The 23,869-nt window shown below is 38.1% G+C and carries 18 protein-coding genes; 10 read left to right on the top strand and 8 right to left on the bottom strand.

Annotation, left to right across the window (positions count from 1 at the left end):
- Positions 1-309 precede the first annotated feature (309 nt).
- A complete protein-coding gene (locus SVZ03_11970; protein ID MDY6934920.1) occupies positions 310-645 on the bottom strand; it encodes a group II intron maturase-specific domain-containing protein in 336 nt (111 codons plus the stop codon).
- Positions 646-1,361: 716 nt separating this feature from the next.
- On the opposite strand from SVZ03_11970, the gene SVZ03_11965 reads away from it, so the two are divergent.
- From SVZ03_11965 to SVZ03_11925, 9 genes are all read left to right on the top strand, one after another.
- Complete coding sequence (locus tag SVZ03_11965) at positions 1,362-1,592, top strand: hypothetical protein (protein ID MDY6934919.1); 231 nt, start codon at positions 1,362-1,364, stop codon at positions 1,590-1,592.
- Positions 1,593-1,911: 319 nt separating this feature from the next.
- The gene (locus SVZ03_11960) at positions 1,912-2,592 is read left to right on the top strand and encodes a class I SAM-dependent methyltransferase (protein MDY6934918.1); all 681 of its coding nucleotides are present in this window, start codon (positions 1,912-1,914) and stop codon (positions 2,590-2,592) included.
- A gap of 100 nt (positions 2,593-2,692) precedes the next feature.
- Positions 2,693-5,161 carry an excinuclease ABC subunit UvrA gene (locus SVZ03_11955; protein ID MDY6934917.1) on the top strand — a complete coding sequence of 823 codons (2,469 nt, stop codon included), beginning with the start codon at positions 2,693-2,695 and terminating at the stop codon, positions 5,159-5,161.
- 13 nt (positions 5,162-5,174) lie between these two features.
- Positions 5,175-6,209, top strand: coding sequence for a serine hydrolase (locus SVZ03_11950; GenBank protein MDY6934916.1), 1,035 nt, complete (start codon positions 5,175-5,177; stop codon positions 6,207-6,209).
- 513 nt (positions 6,210-6,722) lie between these two features.
- Positions 6,723-7,064 (top strand): DUF3795 domain-containing protein, encoded by a 342-nt coding sequence (locus SVZ03_11945; GenBank protein MDY6934915.1) that lies wholly within the window; start codon positions 6,723-6,725, stop codon positions 7,062-7,064.
- A gap of 451 nt (positions 7,065-7,515) precedes the next feature.
- Entirely contained in the window at positions 7,516-8,094 is a 579-nt protein-coding gene (locus tag SVZ03_11940) for a hypothetical protein (GenBank protein MDY6934914.1), read from the top strand.
- Positions 8,095-8,516: 422 nt separating this feature from the next.
- The gene (locus tag SVZ03_11935; GenBank protein ID MDY6934913.1) at positions 8,517-9,494 is read left to right on the top strand and encodes an NAD(P)-dependent alcohol dehydrogenase; all 978 of its coding nucleotides are present in this window, start codon (positions 8,517-8,519) and stop codon (positions 9,492-9,494) included.
- Between the two features lie 89 nt (positions 9,495-9,583).
- The gene (locus SVZ03_11930; GenBank protein ID MDY6934912.1) at positions 9,584-10,000 is read left to right on the top strand and encodes a GFA family protein; all 417 of its coding nucleotides are present in this window, start codon (positions 9,584-9,586) and stop codon (positions 9,998-10,000) included.
- Positions 10,001-10,408: 408 nt separating this feature from the next.
- Positions 10,409-12,088: a C45 family peptidase gene (locus SVZ03_11925; protein ID MDY6934911.1), complete on the top strand. Its 1,680-nt coding sequence runs from the start codon at positions 10,409-10,411 to the stop codon at positions 12,086-12,088.
- Positions 12,089-12,708: 620 nt separating this feature from the next.
- Here the strand turns inward: SVZ03_11925 and SVZ03_11920 are convergent.
- From SVZ03_11920 to SVZ03_11900, 5 genes are all read right to left on the bottom strand, one after another.
- Positions 12,709-14,178: a DUF1302 family protein gene (locus tag SVZ03_11920; protein ID MDY6934910.1), complete on the bottom strand. Its 1,470-nt coding sequence runs from the start codon at positions 14,176-14,178 to the stop codon at positions 12,709-12,711.
- 16 nt (positions 14,179-14,194) lie between these two features.
- Positions 14,195-15,043 (bottom strand): outer membrane lipoprotein-sorting protein, encoded by an 849-nt coding sequence (locus SVZ03_11915; GenBank protein ID MDY6934909.1) that lies wholly within the window; start codon positions 15,041-15,043, stop codon positions 14,195-14,197.
- A gap of 26 nt (positions 15,044-15,069) precedes the next feature.
- Entirely contained in the window at positions 15,070-17,463 is a 2,394-nt protein-coding gene (locus tag SVZ03_11910; protein MDY6934908.1) for an MMPL family transporter, read from the bottom strand.
- 207 nt (positions 17,464-17,670) lie between these two features.
- Positions 17,671-17,811 carry a hypothetical protein gene (locus SVZ03_11905; protein ID MDY6934907.1) on the bottom strand — a complete coding sequence of 47 codons (141 nt, stop codon included), beginning with the start codon at positions 17,809-17,811 and terminating at the stop codon, positions 17,671-17,673.
- Between the two features lie 65 nt (positions 17,812-17,876).
- Positions 17,877-18,152 carry a metalloregulator ArsR/SmtB family transcription factor gene (locus tag SVZ03_11900; protein ID MDY6934906.1) on the bottom strand — a complete coding sequence of 92 codons (276 nt, stop codon included), beginning with the start codon at positions 18,150-18,152 and terminating at the stop codon, positions 17,877-17,879.
- A gap of 302 nt (positions 18,153-18,454) precedes the next feature.
- Here SVZ03_11900 and SVZ03_11895 point away from each other — a divergent pair, with 302 nt between their 5' ends.
- Positions 18,455-19,006 carry a hypothetical protein gene (locus SVZ03_11895; protein ID MDY6934905.1) on the top strand — a complete coding sequence of 184 codons (552 nt, stop codon included), beginning with the start codon at positions 18,455-18,457 and terminating at the stop codon, positions 19,004-19,006.
- Between the two features lie 87 nt (positions 19,007-19,093).
- Here SVZ03_11895 and SVZ03_11890 read toward each other — a convergent pair whose 3' ends face one another.
- Complete coding sequence (locus SVZ03_11890) at positions 19,094-20,422, bottom strand: hypothetical protein (protein MDY6934904.1); 1,329 nt, start codon at positions 20,420-20,422, stop codon at positions 19,094-19,096.
- Positions 20,423-20,440: 18 nt separating this feature from the next.
- Positions 20,441-23,482: an acyl-CoA dehydratase activase gene (locus tag SVZ03_11885; GenBank protein ID MDY6934903.1), complete on the bottom strand. Its 3,042-nt coding sequence runs from the start codon at positions 23,480-23,482 to the stop codon at positions 20,441-20,443.
- Positions 23,483-23,869 lie beyond the last annotated feature (387 nt).

The following is a 23,869-nucleotide window of genomic DNA, read 5'->3' as shown; positions in this document are numbered from 1 at the left end:
TATTCCATGCCGCGCATACTACGCCGAGTTTGGGGCAACCTGTGGGATCGCCGCCAGCCGCTGATCAGTCTGGTGGGCAATCTCTCATACAGGAAAAATTCTCAGTTGAGTTGCAAAGCATACACGGCCTTCAAGCGTTACCTGGGCAATAGGCGCGACTGTGAAAAGAAGCTGTGAAAGAAGACAGTGCTTGGTTCTTTGAAGACAATCACTGCGGGGAAAATGGCCTAATCGGGTAGCCGAGGGGTTCTCCCCCTCAGCTCCCACAACACCCAAGCAAGCGGGTCCGCACTGGGCGTTTCGTTAACCCTAGCGAAGCGAAATCCAGATATCTCTCAGAGATATCAAACCCTGTTCTTTCAACCAGTTATTACTATATGCAATTTGAATTCCTTCTGTCTTTGCACTATGCCAATATCCCTTGCTTGTAATACCGCAACTAACCGCTAATTTAGTTGAGACTCCAAGTTTAATCAGATTCCGTACTTTCGTGCGTGGTCTGCGCCATTGCTTCCAAAAGCACATTCGAAAACGTCGACGAATCCATTGGTCAAGATCCACTGATGTCTGGCAGGTTACAGCTATACCAAAATAGTGCACCCGGCCCCTGAGATATTGTGTGAGTTCCTTTATCTTTACCTCCATTGATACTTCCCAGAATCGACCTGATAATTTGTCTGGGAAAGATCTTATACCTAATGATATTATCTGATTAAATAAAGAATCCTCTATCTCTTTGTTTAATACATCTTCTTCAATATCAATAATACTAACTTGATCTTTAATTACCCCTTTTTATTGTTATACACCGTGGGTATCGCCTTTAAATTATATTTCTTATTGGCCCATTATCTAATAATGGGCTTGGAGACGCCACCTAATTTACAACATTCAATGGGACATTCCCGTTTCTTGTAAGCAGTAAAATTAAAATAAAATGCAATCGGCTTATTGACGTCAAAGATAGGATACAGTATTAAATTATTATTGAATAGTTTTAACAGTTAATTATTTTAGAGACAAACAAACGGAGCCTAGCATGCGATTATATATATTATTTTTTCATATTATTAACAATATCCGGATGTTCAAATAACAAATCATCCAATCCTTCTGATATTGGAACTGAAAATAAAAAGCCTGTAATTACAATTACTGGCTCTGAGAATATTGATATCAGTATTGGGGCGAATTACTTTGATCCCGGAGCAGCAGAATTTGACAGGGAAGACGGGGACATCTCTGCCCAGATCATTAGCGACGATCCTGTAGACACAAATAAAGTCGGATCATATAGCGTAATATACAACATAAATGATTCCGCAGGAAGTCCCGCTGACACAAAAACACGAATTGTTCACATGATAAATTCCAATAACTGGACAAACGAATTTGCGAAGGGAAAATATATACAAACAGCAAAAGCTATATGCAATGACCATGATCCGGTTTATCTCGGATTGGGAATCGAGGTAAATACCTACTATGAAACAGACTCTAAGGATTTTGACAGGTTCGTCACGTTTATAAGTCCGCTTACGATGAAATTAAATCAGATATTTCATATGCTGATGCCTGATATAAGGAAATAATCAAATACAGATTGCGGTTATCATGTTATTACTTTCCTGCGAAATTGTTTTTTAACTATTCCCGTAAGTCCTTGAGATCTCAATATAAATGACTGAAACGATGAGAAGCTATATTCTTCTTTCAAAAAAAGCGGCATTCTGCATCCAGTGAACAATAGAAAGGGATTTTGCTGAGTAATATTTTAATGGTTGCAGATATAACCATGTTGGAACAGAACTCATTGAAGTTCGCCGTTGAACTTGCAGATATAAGTGATATCCAGAACCAGATAATAAATAATTATGCATACAAGGATTTAGGGACTGAATATAGAGCATTATGAAATTATCAGAAATAGTACCTTGGGGAAGGTCATTGAGCGAATACAGGGAGATGTTTTCGTTATCTCATAGTGATCTTCAAATAAAGATACTCGGTTGTGGCGATGGTCCGGCTTGTTTCAACGCACAATTATCAAAAGAGGGAGGCAATGTCATATCCGTTGATCCAATATATCAGTTTAATGCTGAACAAATCCGCTCAAGAATTGACGAGGTATACCCTCAAATAATGGATCAAGTTTTAAAGAACAAGGAGGATTATGTTTGGACAAATATAAGCGATGTAGAGGAACTGGGAAAAATTAGAATGAAGGCAATGAGTATATTCTTAAATGACTATGAACAAGGCCGTAAAGAGAAAAGATACATAAACGCCTCATTGCCGACATTACCCTTTGAAGATGTTGAGTTCGACTTGGCCTTGTGTTCGCATTATTTGTTTCTGTATAGCGAGCATATAGACCAAGATCAACATCTCATGTCAATGAAAGAGTTGTGCCGTGTGTCTAAGGAAGTACGAGTATATCCACTCCTATCCATTGGCAACAACAAAAAATCGCAACATATTGATCATGTAATAACCTCATTAAGGGATAGCGGTATTGATATTTCATTGGTTCCAGTTGAGTATGAATTTCAAAAGGGCGCCACTGAAATGCTGGTCGCAAAATGTACATAACAATGCAAGATTAGTGGATCGTTATTGTATCAGCTAATTTACAATGACCTGGATAAGAATGTAAAAGTCTTAATCAATTATTATTTCTTCAGATAGATTCATGAAAAATATAACAATAACAGGCGCGCGTATCCACAACCTTAAGGGAATTAATATCTCCATCCCTAAAAACAAATTAGTCATAGTAACAGGTGTTAGTGGATCTGGCAAATCCAGCTTAGTGTTCGATATCATTTTCGAGGAAGGACGCAGGCAATACCTGCAATCCTTAGGTATGTTTTCAGGAATTGATAACGAGGACAAGTTCGATAACCTATCAGGCATAAGCCCTGCAATAGCAGTGCAGCAGAGTATTATCCGTCAAAGCAATCCACGTTCAACCGTAGGTTCGAGGACCAATTTACTAAATATGCTTGCAGTACTCTATGCGGGGGAAGGGCAAATCTCCTGTTCCTCATGCGCAACGCCTGTTGACGATGACTTGAACTGTGAGAAATGTGGGAATTCGGAAGAACGTCTTGAATCTAATTATTTTTCATATAATTCTGCAAATGGAATGTGTATGAGGTGCTCCGGACGTGGAGCGTACTATGATATTAATATAAAAAAACTGGTTCCGAATAATAGCACGACCCTTCAACAGATTTTTGATAGAGTTGGACTATCACCCGGTTATGAGAAGCTGCTATACAGGAAATTTTGGAAATATATGAAAATGCAATTCATACAAATCCCCGATGAAGTGAAGGAAGAAATACTCTACGGCCATCATGTAAATAGTAACTATCAAAAACGCAGCTTTTGCCTAACAAGATTTTTCCAAGCTCGTCTTTCCAAGGGTGAAGATTTAAAGGGTCTATACACAATATCTCTATGCGCAGAGTGCCAAGGATTCCGGATTGGAGAAGAAGCGCGCAGAGTGCATTTAAATGGCAGGCATATTGGAGAGATAGGGAAGATGACGATTGCTGAGACACAGGATTTTGTTGAAGTCTTATTAAAGCAGAAGACATTAAAGCCATTCGGAATAAACCTGCTTAAAGAAATACGGCATAAAATCTGTCATTTGACAAAGATCCGGCTGGGGCATCTTTCCCTTTACAGAGAGATACCAACGCTAAGTGGTGGAGAAATACAGCGGCTCTTTCTCAATTCTCATCTTGAATCAAAGATGGATTCCCTGATATATATATTGGACGAACCAACGATAGGACTGCATGAATCTGAGAAGGCCGAACTCTTACAATCGATAAATGCCCTTAAGGAATTGGGTAACACAGTTATTGTTGTAGAGCATGACAGGAATACAATAAAAATGGCGGAACATATAATTGATATAGGACCAGGAGCTGGCATAAGAGGTGGCCTGGTGGTTTATCAGGGTGATTTGGCTGGATTGCTTCAATGCGATGAATCTATAACAGGCAATTATTTATCAGGAAAAGCCGCAATGCCAAATAGAACTATTACTCAAAATATCAAAATTGATAAGCAAACACATAACAAAATTGCGTTTGATAAGGCAAGGCCATGCTTGACTATCCGCAATGGCAAAACGAATAATCTTAAGAATGTGACTGTATCAATCCCATTAGGTGCGCTTGTAGGAATTGCAGGTGTGTCCGGAAGCGGGAAGAGTTCGCTAATATCCAATACCCTAGTTCCCCTACTTAAAGAATACTTTCGTAATCAGAGGTCGAATGGCGAAACAAAGATTGATGAAACCGAAATTGATGATGTTGCTGAATCAGCACCGATTGAGACAGTAGCGGACAAAATGGAGGGATTGGAGCATATAACAGGATACGCGGAAGTATCACAAGCCCCTATTGGCAGACATATGAACTCCAATCCTGTATCCTATATTGGCATCTGGGATAAAATACGCAAACTGTTTGCCAGACAACCGGAAGCTATTTGCAAGCAATTATCATCAGGTCATTTTTCATTCAACTCTAAAGGCGCCTGTTCTGTGTGTGGTGGTAGCGGTCGTGAAAGGATATGGTTGGGTGGTAATTTAAATATATACAATACATGTAGGAAATGTCATGGGAAGAGGTATAATGATGAAGCTTTATCAATTCGATACAAAGATAAAAACATCTCCCAAATCCTTGAAATGCATGTATCAGAAGCTATTACATTTTTTGAAGATAACCAGGGAATTATCTCAACATTATTCGTATTGGAACGTATAGGCATGGAATACATAGAACTAGGTCAACCTGCTCCTACCCTTAGCGGAGGCGAAGCGCAAAGGATCAAACTCGCTAAAGAGATCGGCAGACGACGGCGAGGTAATATACTTTATGTGCTGGATGAACCTACAACAGGTCTTAGTCTATATGACACTACCAAGCTTATACTACTATTAGACGAACTTGTAGCAAAGGGAAATTCTGTAATTGTTATTGAGCATGACCCAGTAGTCTTATCTGTCTGTGACTGGATTGTTGAACTAGGTCCTGGGGGAGGAACAGAAGGAGGTAGGATTATTGCTGAGGGCATGCCTCAGTCACTGAAAACAAATTCAAAATCTATTATAGGGAGGTATTTAAATCTTAAATAATAATGAACCAGGAATAAAAAGAGACTACTGGCCTACCCTGGAGTGGCAGACTGCAGAGCCGGCATTCCTAGATATGGATCCGAAAAAATATCAAGATATTGAATACACTATAAGAACTCAGTATAAAAATATTAATGGCATAGTAGTAATGAGGAAGGGGTATATTGCCTTTGAAAGATATTATAACGGCTATAATCCATATGATACACATAATATCGCTTCTGTTACTAAAAGTATCATCTCTGCCCTAATCGGTATTGCTATAGACTCAGAATACATTAAAAGCATAGATCAGAAAATATTGGATTTTTTTCCTGAATATATTCAAGGTGAAGATGATATACAAAAACGCATACTAACCATAAGACACCTTCTCACTATGACAGCCCCGTTAGCATGGAAAACAACAGGATCAATGGGATACGAACCCCTGAACAGACTACGAAGGCAACGTGACTGGGTAATGTATATCCTTAACCTGTTAGGAGAAAAGGGACAGCTTGGAAGATTCCAGTATAGCAGTGTTGGGGTTCATCTCCTTTCAGCTATTATCACACGTACAACAGGCATGTGTGCCCGTGAGTTTGCAAATGAATTTTTATTTCGGCATATTGGAATGAGAGAAATCCCAGAGCAGAATATGAAATCATTTGGATTGGATGATGTTTTTGGAAAAGACGTAACCGGATGGATAAATGATCCTGATGGCAATAACACGGGGGGTTGGGGATTGACACTAACTCCCAGGGACATGACACGTTTCGGATTTCTATATCTAAACCGCGGTATCTGGGACAATAAACAGATTATTTCTCAAAAATGGATTGATGAGTCAACAGCTATGAATTCAAACAAATACGGCTATCTTTGGTGGCTTAAGGGAGAGGGCAGCACATCTGCCTACACAGCGGTGGGTTCAGGAGGAAATCTTATCTCTTGTATTCCGGAAAAGGATCTTGTAGTAGCAATAGTATCTAAAATAGTCCCAAAGCCGCGTGATATTGAACCACTTATTGAGAAATACATCATTTCTTCTTTAGTAGATTAAGTATTTTATTTTCGACCTAATATTAGAAAATGGATAAATTGAAATTTAGAGATGTACTGAAAAAAATATTCGATTGCGGCATATACCCAAGGGATTCAAAAGCTTTTTTGAATAAAAAAGTGAAAAATAAAAAATATTATTGAAATAATAATTAATAATGAGGCAGTATTATTTTCAATAATATTACTCCAATAGAAAAAAAATAAATCAATATAACTATCGATTGCACCAGATCTCATCTGCAGAGCCATTCTAATAATTATAGAGGTACTCAAGAACCTAGAATTTAGCAAATTTTGATGAATCTTTACTTTAGGTAAACCGATGATTCCTTGCGACTCACATCGCAAGGAATAGCAACACTCGCTTCATCAAGCGCCTTATCTTTCACGGCAAGTGCGCTGTGCAAGGTACTTGATCAAACTGTTTGTGGCAAGTGGAAGCAGAGGGATACATACAATTACCCGACATTATATCGTTTCAGCGCTTTTAGCTATGTAAGGGGGAAGATACATGTATGATAGAAACCTTGCACCAGTGTGTGGGATATACTGTGGGAACTGTGATCATCTTGGAGAGCTTTGCAAGGGATGTGGATACGTCAGGGGTAAGCCATTCTGGACCGTCCAAGATCCTTCTGGCGTCTGTCCTCTTCATTATTGTTGCCGTAACCAAAAAAAATTGAAGCATTGCGGACTCTGTTATGAGTTTCCCTGTAAGGCATTCCTGGACCTTAGGGATCCTAGCATGACAGATGAGCAGTTTCAGGAGTCATTGAAGACCAGACAAAGGGCTCTCAAAGGAAGAACCAAGATCGGGACTGATAACTGGTTAAAAGAAGTATCTAGCGACTAATTAGTCGATGCATGACATACACAGAACGAGTAGGTACTTAATTTAACTCTATAGTGAGGTTCCTTTAATAGTAATGGAAATATCACAATTCCCGCTGCTGGATGTAATTTCTGATGCTCATTGATTAATTATGAAGGTTTGTTGTTTATAAATAATAATTGTAATACAATCTAATAGCTATAAAAATAAAATTGAATTGATTCTATGGGAATCTCACTTCAATCATAACTACTGACCTCGATCTAAGGGATATAGAAAACCTTAAGTAATACATCCCCTTTGGTTTACGGGATTTTTCTCAAAAGTTTAAGAGATTACTATATGATTAACAGAGTGTCAAACCGGGAAAGAAAAAATTGAATATAAGTTAGATGATAATGCAATCACAATCAGAGATCTATAGACCAGCTGCGTTTCCCAGGATTATACAACTTAACAGATAAGAGGAAGTATGCCAACGAAAGACAAGATGATGATTCCTAGTGTTAAGGCGATTCATGTTGGTGCGCCATTCTTGTTGGTTTCTCTATTGCTGGTCTCTGGTGAATTGCTATTTGATATCCAATGGGAAAGGACTATCATCAACTACTTAATCCTCGGTGATGCAAAATCATTTGAATTATTTTCTGCCTTATTTGGAGCGGCTTGGATAACGGTAGGGATTTACCGATTTTGGAATTATCGACGGTTTCTGGAGTTACAAAATAAACTTCCCGAGAAAATATGTTTCGAATTGTTTTATGAAACTCAAAATAATCCCTGGTTGCCGCAAGTTTTGGTAGGATTTATATGCATGATTCTTTTCCTCTACATTATCAGCGGGAATCTCTATCCGCTTCTTGAAGTCTCTTATTCTGTTGAAAGTTTCATTGACAACCTGCGCGAAGAAGTACAATATTTGCCTGAATATATCCTGATCCTTAGCTGGTTTGGCGGATGCATCTACGGGATCTACCTTATCCTCAAAGGCTTGAAAAACCGAAGCTCTCATTTGAAGAAAACTGCTGAAATTTTGGATATGAATGATTGATAGCAGATCAGTGTGTAAAATTATTCTTAGGCTTAGTCACTAAAATCTGTGTGTATTGTAGTTCGGGTAATCCTTAAAAAAATAAGGTTAACTATAATCACGGCTCTTTGGATACAATAAACTCGATAGCTTTTCTAAATGGATTAAATAATGGATGCACTTGACATAATTAATTCTATCCCCCCATTGCATCTATTGATCTGAAAGAAATAATGAAACCAAGAGGCATCAATGAGAAATTGAATCGTTGTGCCTAAATTCCAATAACCAAATTTACTTATTGAAATTGTATCTTTATCAGAAACCTTCACAGCAAATTATAATATGAAACCCCGTTTGAGGTTTAACAAACTAGTTTGATATAGATTCTAATGCACTATATAGGTAGAATAAATGAAGCAACAATAAATTAGAGGGATACTATGAAAGCGAATGTACATACAAAATATGGGCCACCGGAGGTTCTTCAGCTAAAAGAGGTGAGAAAACCTATTCCAAAGGACGATGAGGTACTGATAAGAATATTTGCAACAACAGTTAATAGAACGGATTGCGCTATTCTCTATGGTAAACCGTTTCTAACGAGGTTTGCTTCAGGTTTGTTTAAACCGAAATCTCCCATTACGGGAACAGACTTTGCTGGGAAAGTTGAAGGTATTGGCAAGTGTGTAACATCCTTGAAAGTCGGTGATAAGGTTTGGGGATTTAATGACAATGGTTTAACTTCACATGCCCAATACATGACGATATCAGAAGATAAGGCAATTACAACAATACCGAATAATATCACTTATGTGCAAGCTGCAGCTAGCGCAGAGGGTACGCATTATGCCTATAATTTCATTAAAAAAGTGAACCTCGAAAGTGGGCATAGTGTTCTCGTTAATGGTGCAACCGGGGCTATCGGTTCTGCGGCTGTGCAATTTCTAAAATATTATAAAGCTAATGTTACAGCGGTATGTGATACAGAGAATATTGAATTAGTAAAATCCTTAGGGGCTGATAGAGTAATTGATTATATTAATGAAGATTTTACACGTGATGATCAAAAATATAATTTTATCTTTGATACAGTTGGCAAAAGTTCCTTTTCTAAATGCAAACCATTACTGCATCCTGGTGGGGTTTATATTTCTTCAGAGTTGGGTTATATGTTACAGAATCTGTTTTATGCCCTTGTAACACCAATATTTGGTAACCAAAAAGTCATATTCCCTTTTCCCACTGATATTAAGGGAAGCATCCTCTTTGTTAAGGATCTAATTGAGAAGGGAGAATATAAACCATTGATAGACAGAAAATATCCGTTGGAGGGAATAGACCAAGCATACATGTATGTTGCGTCCGGTCAAAAAATAGGAAATGTTATAATTATTTTTGATGATAATATGGAAGCATAGCAAAATAAAGCCATCATGGCTAATCACTATCACTACCGCTTTAGTTTAGCGATATGTGTAGAAACCAATACTCTATAAAGGAATGTAAAATGTCAAACATGATCAATGGAAGGGGGAGTTGCCTTTGTGGTGCAACTCGTATTACAGCAAAGAATATCAATAATAATGTAGGCGCATGCCATTGTCGCATGTGTAGGCAATGGGGTGGCGGGCCATTAATGGCAATAAATTGTGGTACGAACATTTCATTTGAAGGAGAAGATAATATATCAATATTTAGCTCATCAGATTGGGCAGAGCGTGGCTTTTGTAGAAGATGTGGGAGCCACCTGTTTTACCGATTAAAAGAAAGCAAACAATTCATAATCCCTGCAGGGATCTTTGATGAACAAGATAAGTTTGTTTTCGATAATCAGATATTTATTGATAAAAAACCTTCATTTTACAGCTTTATAAACAAAACAAACGACCTGACAGAAGCTGAGGTGTTTGAAAAGTATGGTTAATCTTTAAGAATAATACTTATTTTGGTACTCAAATCATACCTTACCCTTTTCACTTTGATGTATATTTTTATATCATACGTTATGTCCTAAGCCATTGGTGCCTTACTAAAAATGAGTGAAAGCCTCATAGTTTGGCAAGCTGAAGCAGGAATCATTCTGTCCTAAGCAGAGTTTGATCATAGCAACTGTCATGAGTATTGATAGATAAACAGTCAGGTAGTGATTGAAAAGGGGGACGCAAGTCAGCATATTACTGACAAATCTGTTTTCACCCAATGTATTCAATATCCGGGTTGGAAGGCACTGACAAGAAATACAGTCTACCAGCTACACAGTGGGCAATACAATAATGATCTACTGTTCAAACTGGAGATATGAGATAAACTAAAATAGATAGGGGGAAAAATTATGTATAGGAAGAAAAGTCTTATTAAAAAAACAAAATGGCAGAAATTATTATTTCTTACTTGCTCTGTTTTTATACTATCAATTGTCAACTGCAATGATGAAGGAAATAGACTTGATCCCCATAGCAGCAATGATGACAATGATATTGAATATGAGGTGAGTCTGGCTTCAAGTATAGAGAACAATCTTCCCTATGAAGAGGGGATGGACCAGGATGTATCTTTAAGTACTCCAACACATTTCGATGAAGGCACATATGGCAAAGGGAAACTTGAAGCGATAGATGAGGATAGTAATAAATATATTCTCAAACTGAGAGGAACACCTTATGAAATGGGATTCCAATACGGATACCTGATAGGTGATCATGCATTAATTATGGCCAGAGAATATCCGGAAAAAATCTTAATGTGTAATGTTGAATCCTTTCCCATTGAGATTTCAATCTCCCTTGATGGAGATATTTTAGATGTAGGAATAGCCCCGAACATACATATCAAGTTTAATTGCTGGACAATACTCAGTTATCATCTTAATTCCGTTCCAGCAGAATTTTTACAAGAGATTGACGGCATAGTGGATGGCGCAGCAGCAGCCGGTCATATTACAGACACTGAAAAAAGCAGAGAAAGATTCAGAAAAGATTTACTTTTTATTAATATGGGACAGGATATTCAATCAACTATCTATTATAAACTTAAATCAATATTACAACTTATTTATCCTAACCAAGAAGACAAGGTTGAAACAATACCTCATTCATGTGACGGTTTTGTGGCGCTTAATGATGCAACCGAAAATGGCAATGTCATTATGGGAAGAGACTTCATGTTTCATAGGGATGTATTCTATGAGCACGGTATTCTCATCGAATACAATCCAGATAATGGGAATTCATATGTAAATGTCGCGGCAGCGGGTTTGGTTTCTGTTGTCAGCGGGATGAACTCCAAGGGGATCGCTATTGGTGCGCATGTAACACCCTGTAGGAATGTTAATTATTTTACAGCAGGCATGGGAGTTAGTTTCCTGAAAAAGAAGGTAATGCAGGAAGCTAATGAATTAAGCGAGGCTATAGAAATATTGAAAAATAATAAAAGAGGCGTTCCCTGGATTGTTATTCTTGCCGACGGTCAGGGTGAAGAACAGGGCGGGGCAGTTGTTGAATACTCTGCCAATTTTTTCAAGGTAAGGCATACAGATTATGAATGGAATCCAACCTATATTCAAAGACTACTCGGTTATACTGATGATCTCCAAATAGAAAATAATCCCAATGTTGTGATAGCAGCAAATACCTTTATCACTCCTGAAATGAATATCTGGACACGTCCTATATACTCAAAAAAGTTTTTGTGGAATTCTCGAGAGAGATATAAATGCATTCTGGATCAGATATTTAACGTGAACTATGGGCTTTATGAAAGGATTAACATGGATAATGGGATGAACCTGGTTAATTACCTACATGCTGACCTGGAAAATTACCGAGAAGGGTATACTGATTATCATATTCTTGATTATGTGTGGATGCCAGAGGTGTTAGAGGACGACTTTGTTTTCAGCGAGGGACTTCCGGTTTCTGGCAGCAGAACAATATTTGACCTTGGCAATTTAGAACTCAAAACACTGTATGGCAAATATGGAGATCCATGGGTCTTTTATACAATGCCAAGATAAAAATCCATATACTCGTACAGTAATCATATCAACTATTAAGGCTTCCTGAATTAGTATATATTTAACTATAGAGTTAAACACTTCCCTTCATGAGATCAAAGTCAATGCAATTACATTTTATCAAACTGAAGCCTTTATTTCGTTTTAAAAGTCATCATTAAAATAAAAATACCTTTTATTGATTCACTGGATTACAGGAATTTAATAAATACACATAAATCCGAATCTCCTCCCCCTTCCCCACCCTTTTCTTCAATTATACTCAGTCGATTTGAGATTACGAAAGTATTAAATTTTTATTATAGCTTAGCTTCTGCAAGTCTTCTGATTACGAGAAGTTACGGTTAAAAGTTGGCTAATTTTGGATAAAGATCTTTCGCAAACCTATTTAGAATGAGTATACAACTCGATCTCTCAAACCAGCACTCCCTGCGTTATTCTATATGCTAATATTTCTTTTTTGTCAAACAAGATCCTAATTGAAATTTTAATATTATGATTCTTGCAAAACCTTATATTCTCTCCTGAAGGGTATATCTTATCCACATGGACTGAAGAGGAATAATTACTATAAGACAATAAGGACAAATGAGAGTGTCAGATATTATCGTACTATTACATCAAAAACTATACTTTGCCTCAAAAAAAAACCGATCCTTATCGTTGATATTTCTAAATAGTATCCTGTCACCTGATCTATAGAAGATGATGCCAGCCAATATAGAAAAGGCATCTATAACATCATATTCAATTGAATAGCGCTCGAAACCTCCCCCATCATCAGTAATACCTATAATTGATGCCAAAATTGTCAAATGAAGTGTGTCATTCATTAAATCTTTATTGCACCTCAATACAGTCTGAAAGTCATCCTCCTGGGTGCTGTCTGGCATTTCCTGCATCCTAGATTCATAATCAAATAAATGCCTATTGACCGCTTCAAGAGAAATTACTGTATCTGAAAATCCTGAATACTCCAATCCTGCAAGAAGATCAAAACGAGATGCTCTCTTGTCAGGTAGAGCGTAATATTTCATTCCATAAAAGTAGGCACTCTCAATCTTAAAAAGAAGGTTGCCTTTGACAACATTCACTGATAAACCTGCCATAGTCAGACGGCTATGATGCAGTTCCATACCAGAAAGCTCTCCCTGTAAGTTAGGCTTATCATCATAGAATCGAGCTAAATAAAAAGAAATATCCCATCCAGTAAAAATACCGTTAACAGCTAGGGCATATTCAGTATTATCTATAATATTTGCCGGTGCTTTCTCTTTTAAGTCAACTGGCATTGAATAGAAATCACTCCCATACACTGGATTCTTGTTCAAACGCATTTCGTGTACACTAAGCGCACTCAAGTTCCATTTGTCATAATAATAATCAACCCTTGTCATGGTAACTGGCAATCGAAGATCTTCAATATCTACAACCCCTGGCTCTCGATTATCCATTGGGTTGATTACATCAACCACGCGAATATTGTCCGACCTGCCCCACACAGCAATCTGACGTCCTATCTTTACATCTAGATTAGATAAAAGACTTCCTTGGAAGTATGTCTCTCCAAGCTCTAACTCCCTTTCATATAAATTCAAGGTCTTTTCTGTGAACTCACCCCGACCCTTGATTATGTATGCAAAATCATAAAATCCCTTTCCGCTTATCAAAGCACTCCATGCATCTGAAAACCTGAGCTTTAATTCCAGATTCAGCTTAGTTCTTAACCGTGAGAGGCATCGATAATCCGCTTGAGTGCTATCAGGTGGATCATGTGTAAAGTTATATGATACACCAAGACCAGATGATCCGGTTAGATCGTAAAAATAGGACTCTTGGACAGTATCTATTGATTCGGTAGTTTCATACTCACCCCATTCCCCATCAAATCCACTCAGGGCCTCATCTATCTCTTCATTATGCTCATCAGATAGCCCATTATCATCAAAACCTTCCAAAGCCTTATCTATCTCGATAGTATTATGCGGCGATTTTAACACCTCCTGTGCCTGAATGAGATTACGGGCCAAAATAAAAACCAAAAAAACAATAAAGAAATAATTAGCTGCAATATAAGCTATTCTATTCATCCAACTCACTTTATTGCTATAATAAACCCTTCTCAAGCTGACGCACAGAAAAGAGGCTTGGCTTTAAATCTTGATTAAATCTGACATTACTCCGTTTTAATATAGTCTTGTGTAGTATTATCTTTCCCTTCTTAGTGGTCATCTCTACTTCGGTTGCTACCCAAATACCATCTATCAATTCCAACTTTTTCACATCCATATACTTAAGCCGCTTCCCCTTCTTAACCCAGTGAAGGGCACGAATAACAACGTAGTTATCCTTTTGAACAAAGAGAATCGATTTAGTATAACCAATCTCATCTATCACCCCTTTTGTGCGGGGCACGGCCTTTAGCTGCCATGTCTGTACTCCCTTTACCCCAGTAGACTTCATCACGGAAAAATCATAATCATCCAGATCCCTTTTAGTCATATCAGCGTAAGAGAAGTCCGATCCCATAAAGCTCTTGCTCTTATCGCTGGATGCAATACGCTTGACCTTTCTCAGCGCTGGGAGATAGAGCCACTGATCATCATCCCTATTGGAATCATCATAATCATAGGTAAGAAATCCAGTATCCTTAACATCTGCTGGAGATAGAAAGAACAAAATGAAATGCGTATCCATCCCCATATCCTTCTCAAAACGGCGGATCTTCCTAACCCTCTGCTTCTTATTTTTATCTATTAGAATCATCTCTACATCAGATACTGCTCTATCCCCATCATCACGATCCTCCACTCTCTGCATTATCTCCCGCGCATTCATCGAAGAGGCATGTGAAAGGGAAGGATATATAAACATTAATCCCATAGCCATAAACCAAACAATTAGATTGGATATTGGAAATAGGCTAATGTATTCTGAGATTTTCTTTCGCTCCATAATTATTCTCCTTCATTACTGAGATATTACAGCTTTGGCCAGAACCGGGTAACCAATGTCATAAGAGCTGGGGCCAGGAGAACATCGGACAGAAATGCCAACAAAATAGTTAATCCAGTCAAAAGGCCAAAATTAAATAGATTATTCATTGAAGATAACAGATAAATAAAAAATCCACCCGAAAGGACCAATGATGTAAATAGCATTGCACGTCCTGCTATCTGCAATGTTTCTCTAACTGCAAATTTTGCATCACCGCTCCTTTTATAATATCTTCTAAAATTATGCATAAAGTGAATTGTATCATCAACTGCAAGGCCAATGGCTATGCTTCCAATGAGCATTGTAAATATATCCAATGGAAGATTCAACCAACCCATTATGCCTAGGATAATTACTACGGGCATTAGGTTAGGTATCATGCTGACAATGCCCATCCTGAAGTCTGCAATGAGCAAAATCATAAGGAATGTAATCACAATGCCAGCTATTAGATAGCTCATAGCCATACTGACAATCACAGCATTGAAAGTCCTCATTAAAATAGCTCCAATTCCGGTTAGGGTTACATCTATTTTATTCCCAAGAACTTGACGAAATCTACCCTCCAACTCATCAAAAAAATCCTTATATGCCATTGAATCAAGAAATGGCAATTTGACGCTAAAACGTGCCTTGCTGAACTGACTATCTACAAAATCCTCAAGATCATCCGAACCGCTGTTCTCAAAGAGAAGAAATTCCTGTGCAATTAAATCACCCTTTTGTGGAATGGCATAGAATTCAGGGCGTTCTTCATTTAGGGCCTGGTGTATTTCCTTTAGGATATCCACAACTGACATGGTCTTTCCAACAAAGAGATTATTCTCTTCATATCGTAATCTTTGGGTTGACTCACCTAAATCCTCAAGCTTGTTTAAGATATCAGGACTATACAATCCATTCTCTACACCCGTATTTATAACCACTTCTAAAAAAACGGAACCCTTCAATTCTCTATCTATCGCTTCAGTTGATCTGCGAATATGAGAATTATCTGGAAGCCAGTAGAGGGGATAATGTGTAAACCATAATCTGGATATTCCGATAAAAGAGAAGGCGATCAATACCATTGAGACAAGCACAATCCTCCATGGATGCATTGTTGCAAAGTCGCCTGATTTTATTAAAATCCTGTCGAGAAATGCCTGCAGAATATTGGAATCCCTTCCTTTGCCAAATGGAATTATTGAAAGGAGTGCCGGAAGCAAAATAATAGAAAATAAAAGTGCCAATATAACTCCAATCGAAGAAAATATACCCAGCGCTGATATGGGTTCTATCTGAGCAGTTGAGAATGATAATAATGCTCCTGCTGTAGTTACGCTAGTCATCACAATGGGCATCCCTGCATGAGCAAGGGAAAAGCAGACAGCTTCCTCTTTTGCATCTCCCTCTTTAAGGCGTCTGTAAAATATTGTGAGGATATGAACAGAATCCCCTACCCCTACAGCTAGCAAGAAGGACGGGAGGATCTGGGTTGGAAGATGTATGGGGATTTCAAAAAAGGCCATCAAACCGAGTGTTGAGAACAAGGAAAGAAGAACAACAAATAAAGGCAAAATTACACCTGACACGCGGCGAAAGAGAAAAAATAACAATATACATACAAGTAAAATCACAACCCCCATAAAGCGTCTAATATCCCTCATCATTCCCTTCTTAAGATTATCCATCACCACAGGCGATCCAGCAAAATATATAAGAAAATCCTCTCCCTTATGCCGCTCAATAACATCATTTACAGCTTCCACTATAATGCTGTTCTCCCTGTCAGTGAGCAACCTCCTTTTGCCTTCCTGATCCTCAAATCCCAGTAACTCATCAGTCTCATCATCACTTGAATAAAAGGCATCAACTTGTAGGATAATCGTCGTAAACCTCCCATCCTCAGATATGAGCATATTCCGATATATGGGATTTGATAATACCCTCTTCTTTACCTCAATTAAATCCGCATTATTCCTGGGCCATTTCTCCATCAATTCCTCTACAATTAACTCATCCCTCATACCCCGAGTTGAACGCGCATTGATAAGGCTTGTTATATCGTTTAAAAAGGGCACGTTATTCTCCATATCCTCATGAAGGGCCTTGAGCTTACTTAGAAATTTCATATTAAATACATCATTAGGTTTAATAGCAATAATAAGCCTATCATCCCGGCCAAATTGCTCACGAAAGGCGTTATACGTTATCCTTATCGGATCCTCCTCGTCTAGGAATCCCTCAATAGATGTATCAACCCTCAATTTTGGTAATTGAAAAACCATTACCGCAGATAGTAATACGATTATTAAAACTGCAATATAACGATGTTGATACAAAAAATGACCATAGGCCTCAAATCCATCTTCAATTTTCTGAATGATTTTGTTCATAGGTAATCCTTATGATTAACCTCCTGCTGCTTTCAGTGGAGGGAAGATAATCTTTTCTGTCCTTTTGATTATGCAAAGCAAAATTATTTTGTTATAATATATTCTGATCCTTCCCAGATCTAATACTTCTCAATGATCACAATATTGAATCGTTAAAAAAGTGAGAGCGGGCGTTAGCATAATAGCCATCACCCGCTAATTATGTGGTTAGTCGCTCTTGTCCGATATAACGCATGGATGATCATTTACATCTCCATGACACTTTTTAATCTGCTCAGATGTGCAGTCTCTGGGTTTTCCTTTCAGTTTTTCTGGTCTTTGACAATCACAGACTCTCTTATCACACATGACAACCTCCTAATCGATTTGGTTATTGAGTTAATACATTATAAATCAAATAAAACACCTCTTCATTATATTATTAGCAAATCATCAATTATATTCTTCCACACTGCCAATGTCTCCTCGTTTACTTCGTAATGAACATAGTATCCTTTCTTCTCCCCCCTAATGATCTCAGCATCCCTCAATACGCGCAGGTGCTGAGACACAGCAGGGGGAGAAATGCCCAGATGCGATGACAACGCATTTACACATAAAGATCGTTTCTTCAATAATTGTATTATTCTAACACGAGTGTCAACAGACAAAGCCTTGAAAATACGCGCTAATCTCCTTGGGTCACTCATAAGACAACATCCAATTAAGTTATTGCGCATATACTAACACAACCGGATTCTATGTCAAGTAAAAATTAATTTTTCCATAATTACTCAGTAACTAATGCTTACGTGCCTTCTTAGAGCAATTAGAACGCCCTGTTCGATAGATTTTCGATAGATTAAAGAATAAAAAGAATTAGGTAAGAAGTAACAAATATTATTGACTAACCTCAAAAATGGGTTTAGTCTCTTAATTGATTCATATTAATGGAAAGCAACGAAAGAAGTGTATGATTGATTATAATTATCCATAATAAAAGGATGACTCTATGTTAAAGCGAAAGCAATATCTACTTGATAAAAGGTTTCAACTAAAAACAACCTTTTCAATAATTGGCGTATCATCAATAATTGTGGCAATACTAATAATTGTGATTGTTTCGAGTATCACAGAAAATAATAACAAACTCGCAAATATAATCATAATACAAGAGAATGTCGTTGAATCCCTTTTAACCTACTCCCAAACAAACCAGAGTAGTGTAAAGAGATTAGCCTTCAAGAATGTCGCAAACAATCACTATACGAACATTACTACTATTAAAAAAATCATAAATCACAATAATCGATTGCTAATTATTATCATTATAATTGGCGTGCTTCAGAGTATAGTCCTATTCTTTTTCATGATAAGGAAGACTCATCAGATTTCAGGTCCCCTATTTGTTCTATCAAGACACATTAAGGATATTATCAATGGAAGCCATCCGACAATAAGACCTCTAAGAAAAAATGATGAACTAAAAGATCTATATGAGCTTTTTATAAAAATGGTCGAAACCATGAAAGAGAAAGAAAAAGATCCGACGGATGATAGTTAGTGAGTCTTTGTATTATTTATATTCAATGTAATAATCCTCAACTCACGACAAGCCAATCCTCGTAAAGGGTATTGTAGTAAAATGTTATCAATTCTGAATGCTTTCAAAACATTGTGGGTATACTCGCTGTCTCTTCTTGCTTCGATGATAATTTTTAGCAAGCTCCAGAAAGATGTCAAGGTCAGCCTCCAGGTTTGTTACTGTCCCATCAAAATAGAAATTCTTAATTGGTATATTATCATAGTCCCTGCTAAGATTCGGAAAGACTGATTCAGTGGCTATTCCATTCATACAGGTAAAAGGGCTAATATCAATTATTCCATCAATACCCTTCCCATACAAGTATATAGATTTGCCTACAGTCAACACCATCTCGCCTAACGCCCCATCAACTGGCAGATAAGGCAGGCTTGCTTCCAGGATTATGTTGATATCCTCTGGCTCCTCATATCCCTTCAAATCCTCATGGAATGGTTTAATTAACCTATGCTCATCATGGCGCTGTATCCGATTTTTTATCATATCAAAAATCATATCCCTTGAGAAACTATTCCCTGAATCAACTATCCGCTTACGAGTCTCTCTGTTCGTATACCATATCCATTCCGATATATCAGAAACCCAACATTCACCGCCTAAATCTTCTACCCTTCGAACTAGATCTTCATTGGAAAAGGGATTCATTCTACAGAAAATCTCTCCAAGAATGCCAATTAAGGGCCTGTCCTTGGTATATGTGGCAGGTATTGCCCTGAATTCATCACGAATTCTAATCAATACAGCCTGTAACTCTCTAAACTTCTCCTTCAGTTTGTTTCTCTTCTCAAGTACTGAGCATATATCCCCTGTGCTCCTCTCAAAAATTTGATCCGATTCCCCCGAGTTTAATTCATAGGGTCTGGTTCGGAGCAACAACTTCATCAATATATCCGAGCTTACGACACTCCACCATGCAGTGCGCATCAATTCGTTAGACGCATCCGTTAAGCCTGCATAACCATCATGGCTTGATGGAGATAGAATAATCGCATCTTCAAATCCAATATCTGTGAGAATCTTTTGGATAAGCGTTCTATACTGCCCGAACCTGCATGGGCCGCCAGCAGTTGGCATGAAAAAGGCAACATCTTTAGCATCTATCTTCTCATCAATAAGTATCTTCAGTAATCCACCCAGTGTCACCCTCTCAGGAAGGCATTCATCTCCTGACAGATATTTACCTGCAAGATCAAATCCAATCCTATTATCATCAGGAGAAACGGCAGCATTTATCCCCACGGAACGCAATGCCGCTGCAAGGGCTCTTGAACCAGCGTAATTCATCTGTGGCACATAGACCGTTCTCCTCTTTAACTCCTCCCTCTGATCGCGAAGCCTCATCTGCTGAAGATCTTTATCATCATTTTTTTCAAACATCTATTCAATCATCCTTAATTAATTCTTTCTGGCCCACCATCGTAAAAATCCCTTGCTATCCAAATAAGCCTCAATACGAGTCATTATACCAGCATCATTTGCATGTTCATCAAACTGGAGCGAGAGAAATGGTTTGCCCGAGGCGTTCAACATAAAATGCTTAATATAAGAGTCAGGGCCGCATTTAAAATTAGTGAGATAAATCAGATGGAGATTGGGATATCTCTTGATAAACTTTGCAGCCTGGAGTATCTTCTTCCCATAATTCCAATACATATTCTCATTTACATCGCTTATATCTATCCCATCAAGGGGCAAGGCATCTATTGGAATAACGTTAACGCCATAATAATCCCTTAACTTTTTGGAAACATCCAGGCTGACTCCGCTATCATTAATATTATAGGGTCGCCCGACAAGGACCATACCGAGTTCCCCTGACTCATCGATCTTATTCAAGGCCTGCCTGCCCACCTTTTGGAATTCCTCTTTAAAGGTTTGCATAGCAGAATAAGCAGAGTCAATCGCCCTATTGGAGCGACGACGCGATACCCCTAAAGATCGAGTCATCTGATATATCTCATCCTTAACGTTTTCAATTCCATCACGAAAATGTATTCGTGGACGAAGTATCATATCCATCTTGCCATCCATGAGGGGAGAATGAGCAATCATGAATGTCATTGTTTGCCCCCATGGGCAGAGATGAGAATTAACTTCCATGAACTCTGTCTCAGAATCTATTATATTCGGCAACAGGATATAATCAACACCCTTCTCCAAAAGATTCGCCACATGACCATGAGCTACTTTTATTGGAAAGCAAGGCTCAGCAACCGTGGCGTCAACACCAGAAGAAATTATTCTTTTATTAGTTGGATCAGAAAGCACAACACTGAAACCCAACTCATTAAACAGACTAAGCCAGAATGGAATTCTGTCGAAGAAATACATTGCCCTTGGAAATCCTATTTTGGTCCCATTGCCTTTATCAGGATGATAGTCACGTAATAACAAATCATCACGAAGGGAAATTATATCAGGAATCACGGGCTCCTTTTCACTCTTTACATGTTTTCTGTATCTTTCAGAACACTTATCCCCCCAATAGGTCACATCCCCCTCAACAGTAAATTGTTGTATATCACAATAATTTGAACACCCCTTACATGTAAATTCTCTAAGATTATATTTAACCTCCCCAATATTAAATCCTCTAAACCTTGTGGGTATCTTAAACTCTTCCACCTTCTCCTTAGCCAAAAGAGCCGCTCCAATGGCGCCTATTACACCATTGTGCGGAGGTACAACAATCTCCTTATCCAGCAATGTAGAAAAGGCCGCAGCGACAGAATCGTTATACGCTGTTCCTCCTTGAAAAAAAACTGAGTCGCCTATATGCCTTCCTCTCACTACCCTGTTAAGATAATTAGTAGCAATGGAGTATGCAAGCCCAGAACACAGATCCTCTTTCGTTGCTCCCTTCTGCAAAAAGGGATTTATCTCCTTCTCCATAAAAACTGTGCACCTTTCGCCAAGCCTTATGGGGTTTGCTGAGCAGAATGCTAAGTGGGAAAATTCATTTATAATATTTACATCCATCCTTGCAGCCTGCTCCTCAAGAAAGGAGCCTGTACCAGCAGCGCATGCCTCATTCATGGTAAAATCCACTACAACATCATCCTCGATGCTGATATATTTAGAATCCTGACCACCTATCTCGAATATGGTGTCAGGAGTATTGTTTATCAGTTTTTGACCCACAAAGGTTGCTCCGGTTTTGTGAGAGGTAATCTCATCCTTGATGATATCCGAACCTATGAGTTTGCCAATAAGTTCCCTTCCGGATCCGGTAGTTCCAACACCCCTGATAATTATTTTATCACCAATTGTTTTTTCAATGCTCTGCAATCCTTCACTAATAACCTCAATCGGCCTTGATCTTGTTCTCTCATATATCTCCAATATCATATTTCCAGCACTGTCAAGAATGGCAAAATTCGTGCTAACTGAGCCTACATCTATCCCCATATAGGCATCCACTGGCAACCCTTTCCCTACAAAGGAGAAGGGCTTAATCATATCTCTCAGGAGAACCACCTTCTCTTTTGATAATACATTCATGAAAGGCAAATCCGATCCTTGAGAGTTTGTAAGTGAATCGAGGTCACCTATGTGATAAACATTATTCCTATCTGAGTTTTCAATTTCAATCATGCTAGCGCCAATAGCGCTAAACCATGCATGATACTCAGGTATGAATATCTCTTCCTCTGTAAATTCATATATCTCTCTCATGGCAGAGGAAACACCCTTGTTTGCAGCAACACCGCCAATAAATGCTACTTTAGGCACAATCTTCTTTCCTTTAGTAATGCTTCCCTTAAAATTCCTGACCACTGCATCGCACAATCCCTTAAGGATCTCTGAGGGTGTATAACCCTTCTGTTGAGCATGGATCATATCAGACTTTGCAAAGACTGAACACCTCCCAGCTATAGCCGGATTTTTTTTTGCAGATATCACGATGTCACCAACATCCTCAATATCATATTTTAATCTGACCGCCTGCTGATCAATAAACGAACCAGTTCCAGCCGCGCATTCACCATTTTTTTCATAATCCAGAATCCCAATTTTCCCATTAGGATCACGTCCCAAAAGGGTGTACTTGGAGTTATCTCCACCCATCTCAAAGATCGTCCTAACATCCGGATAAAGGGTTCCAACCCCTATTGCTGCTGTTTTAAAATCATTCTCTACTGGAGCATTTAGCGCCTGACCTACCAACTGTGCGCAAACTCCGGTAATCCTTATTCCATCTATCTCAGGCAGATAACCGAATATATCTCGAAGTATATTAAGGGTTGACCCTAATGGCTCCCCTTTAATCCTGCGGTATTCGGATATTAGAATAGGTCTATCAAAATCTACTCCTCTAATTAGCGAGAGTAAAGGGCTCTTCATATCAATTTCGCGAAACCCCTGCCAATCACTTAAACTGCCTATTACAGCTACTTTTACGCTAATAGAGCCGACATCGATCCCAAGGCTAATCATATTTCATCCCTACAAATAAATTTACATATAAAAAAATCTACAATGTCTACTTTCCCAAATGTAACAAATAGACTGTCTATTTCTCAATAAATCAATGTATAGACATTGAATCACCAAACAAGAATATTATTGTAATGATATTGATCATATCAATTATTTGAATCTGTAAAAATATAAAACTAATACTTGCATATTACAAAAATCAAGTTGAATTCTTAATCCTAACACAAAAAAGTTAGGCCAAATCTAAATCGTAATTCTCATCAATCCAATCAATAGATGTCGTTAATTCATATTCTCTATTCTTCCACAAGCTCTTTAAGTATGAATAGATGCATCATATAATTAATTCAGTGATTACATCTCCCTTTACTACTGAGTGAAATT

Source organism: Spirochaetota bacterium (assembly GCA_034190085.1).
In the GTDB taxonomy this organism is placed as follows: domain Bacteria; phylum Spirochaetota; class UBA4802; order UBA4802; family JAFGDQ01; genus JAXHTS01.
The sequence above is the reverse complement of the archived record's forward strand: the minus strand, read 5'-3'. Positions and strand labels throughout refer to the sequence as shown.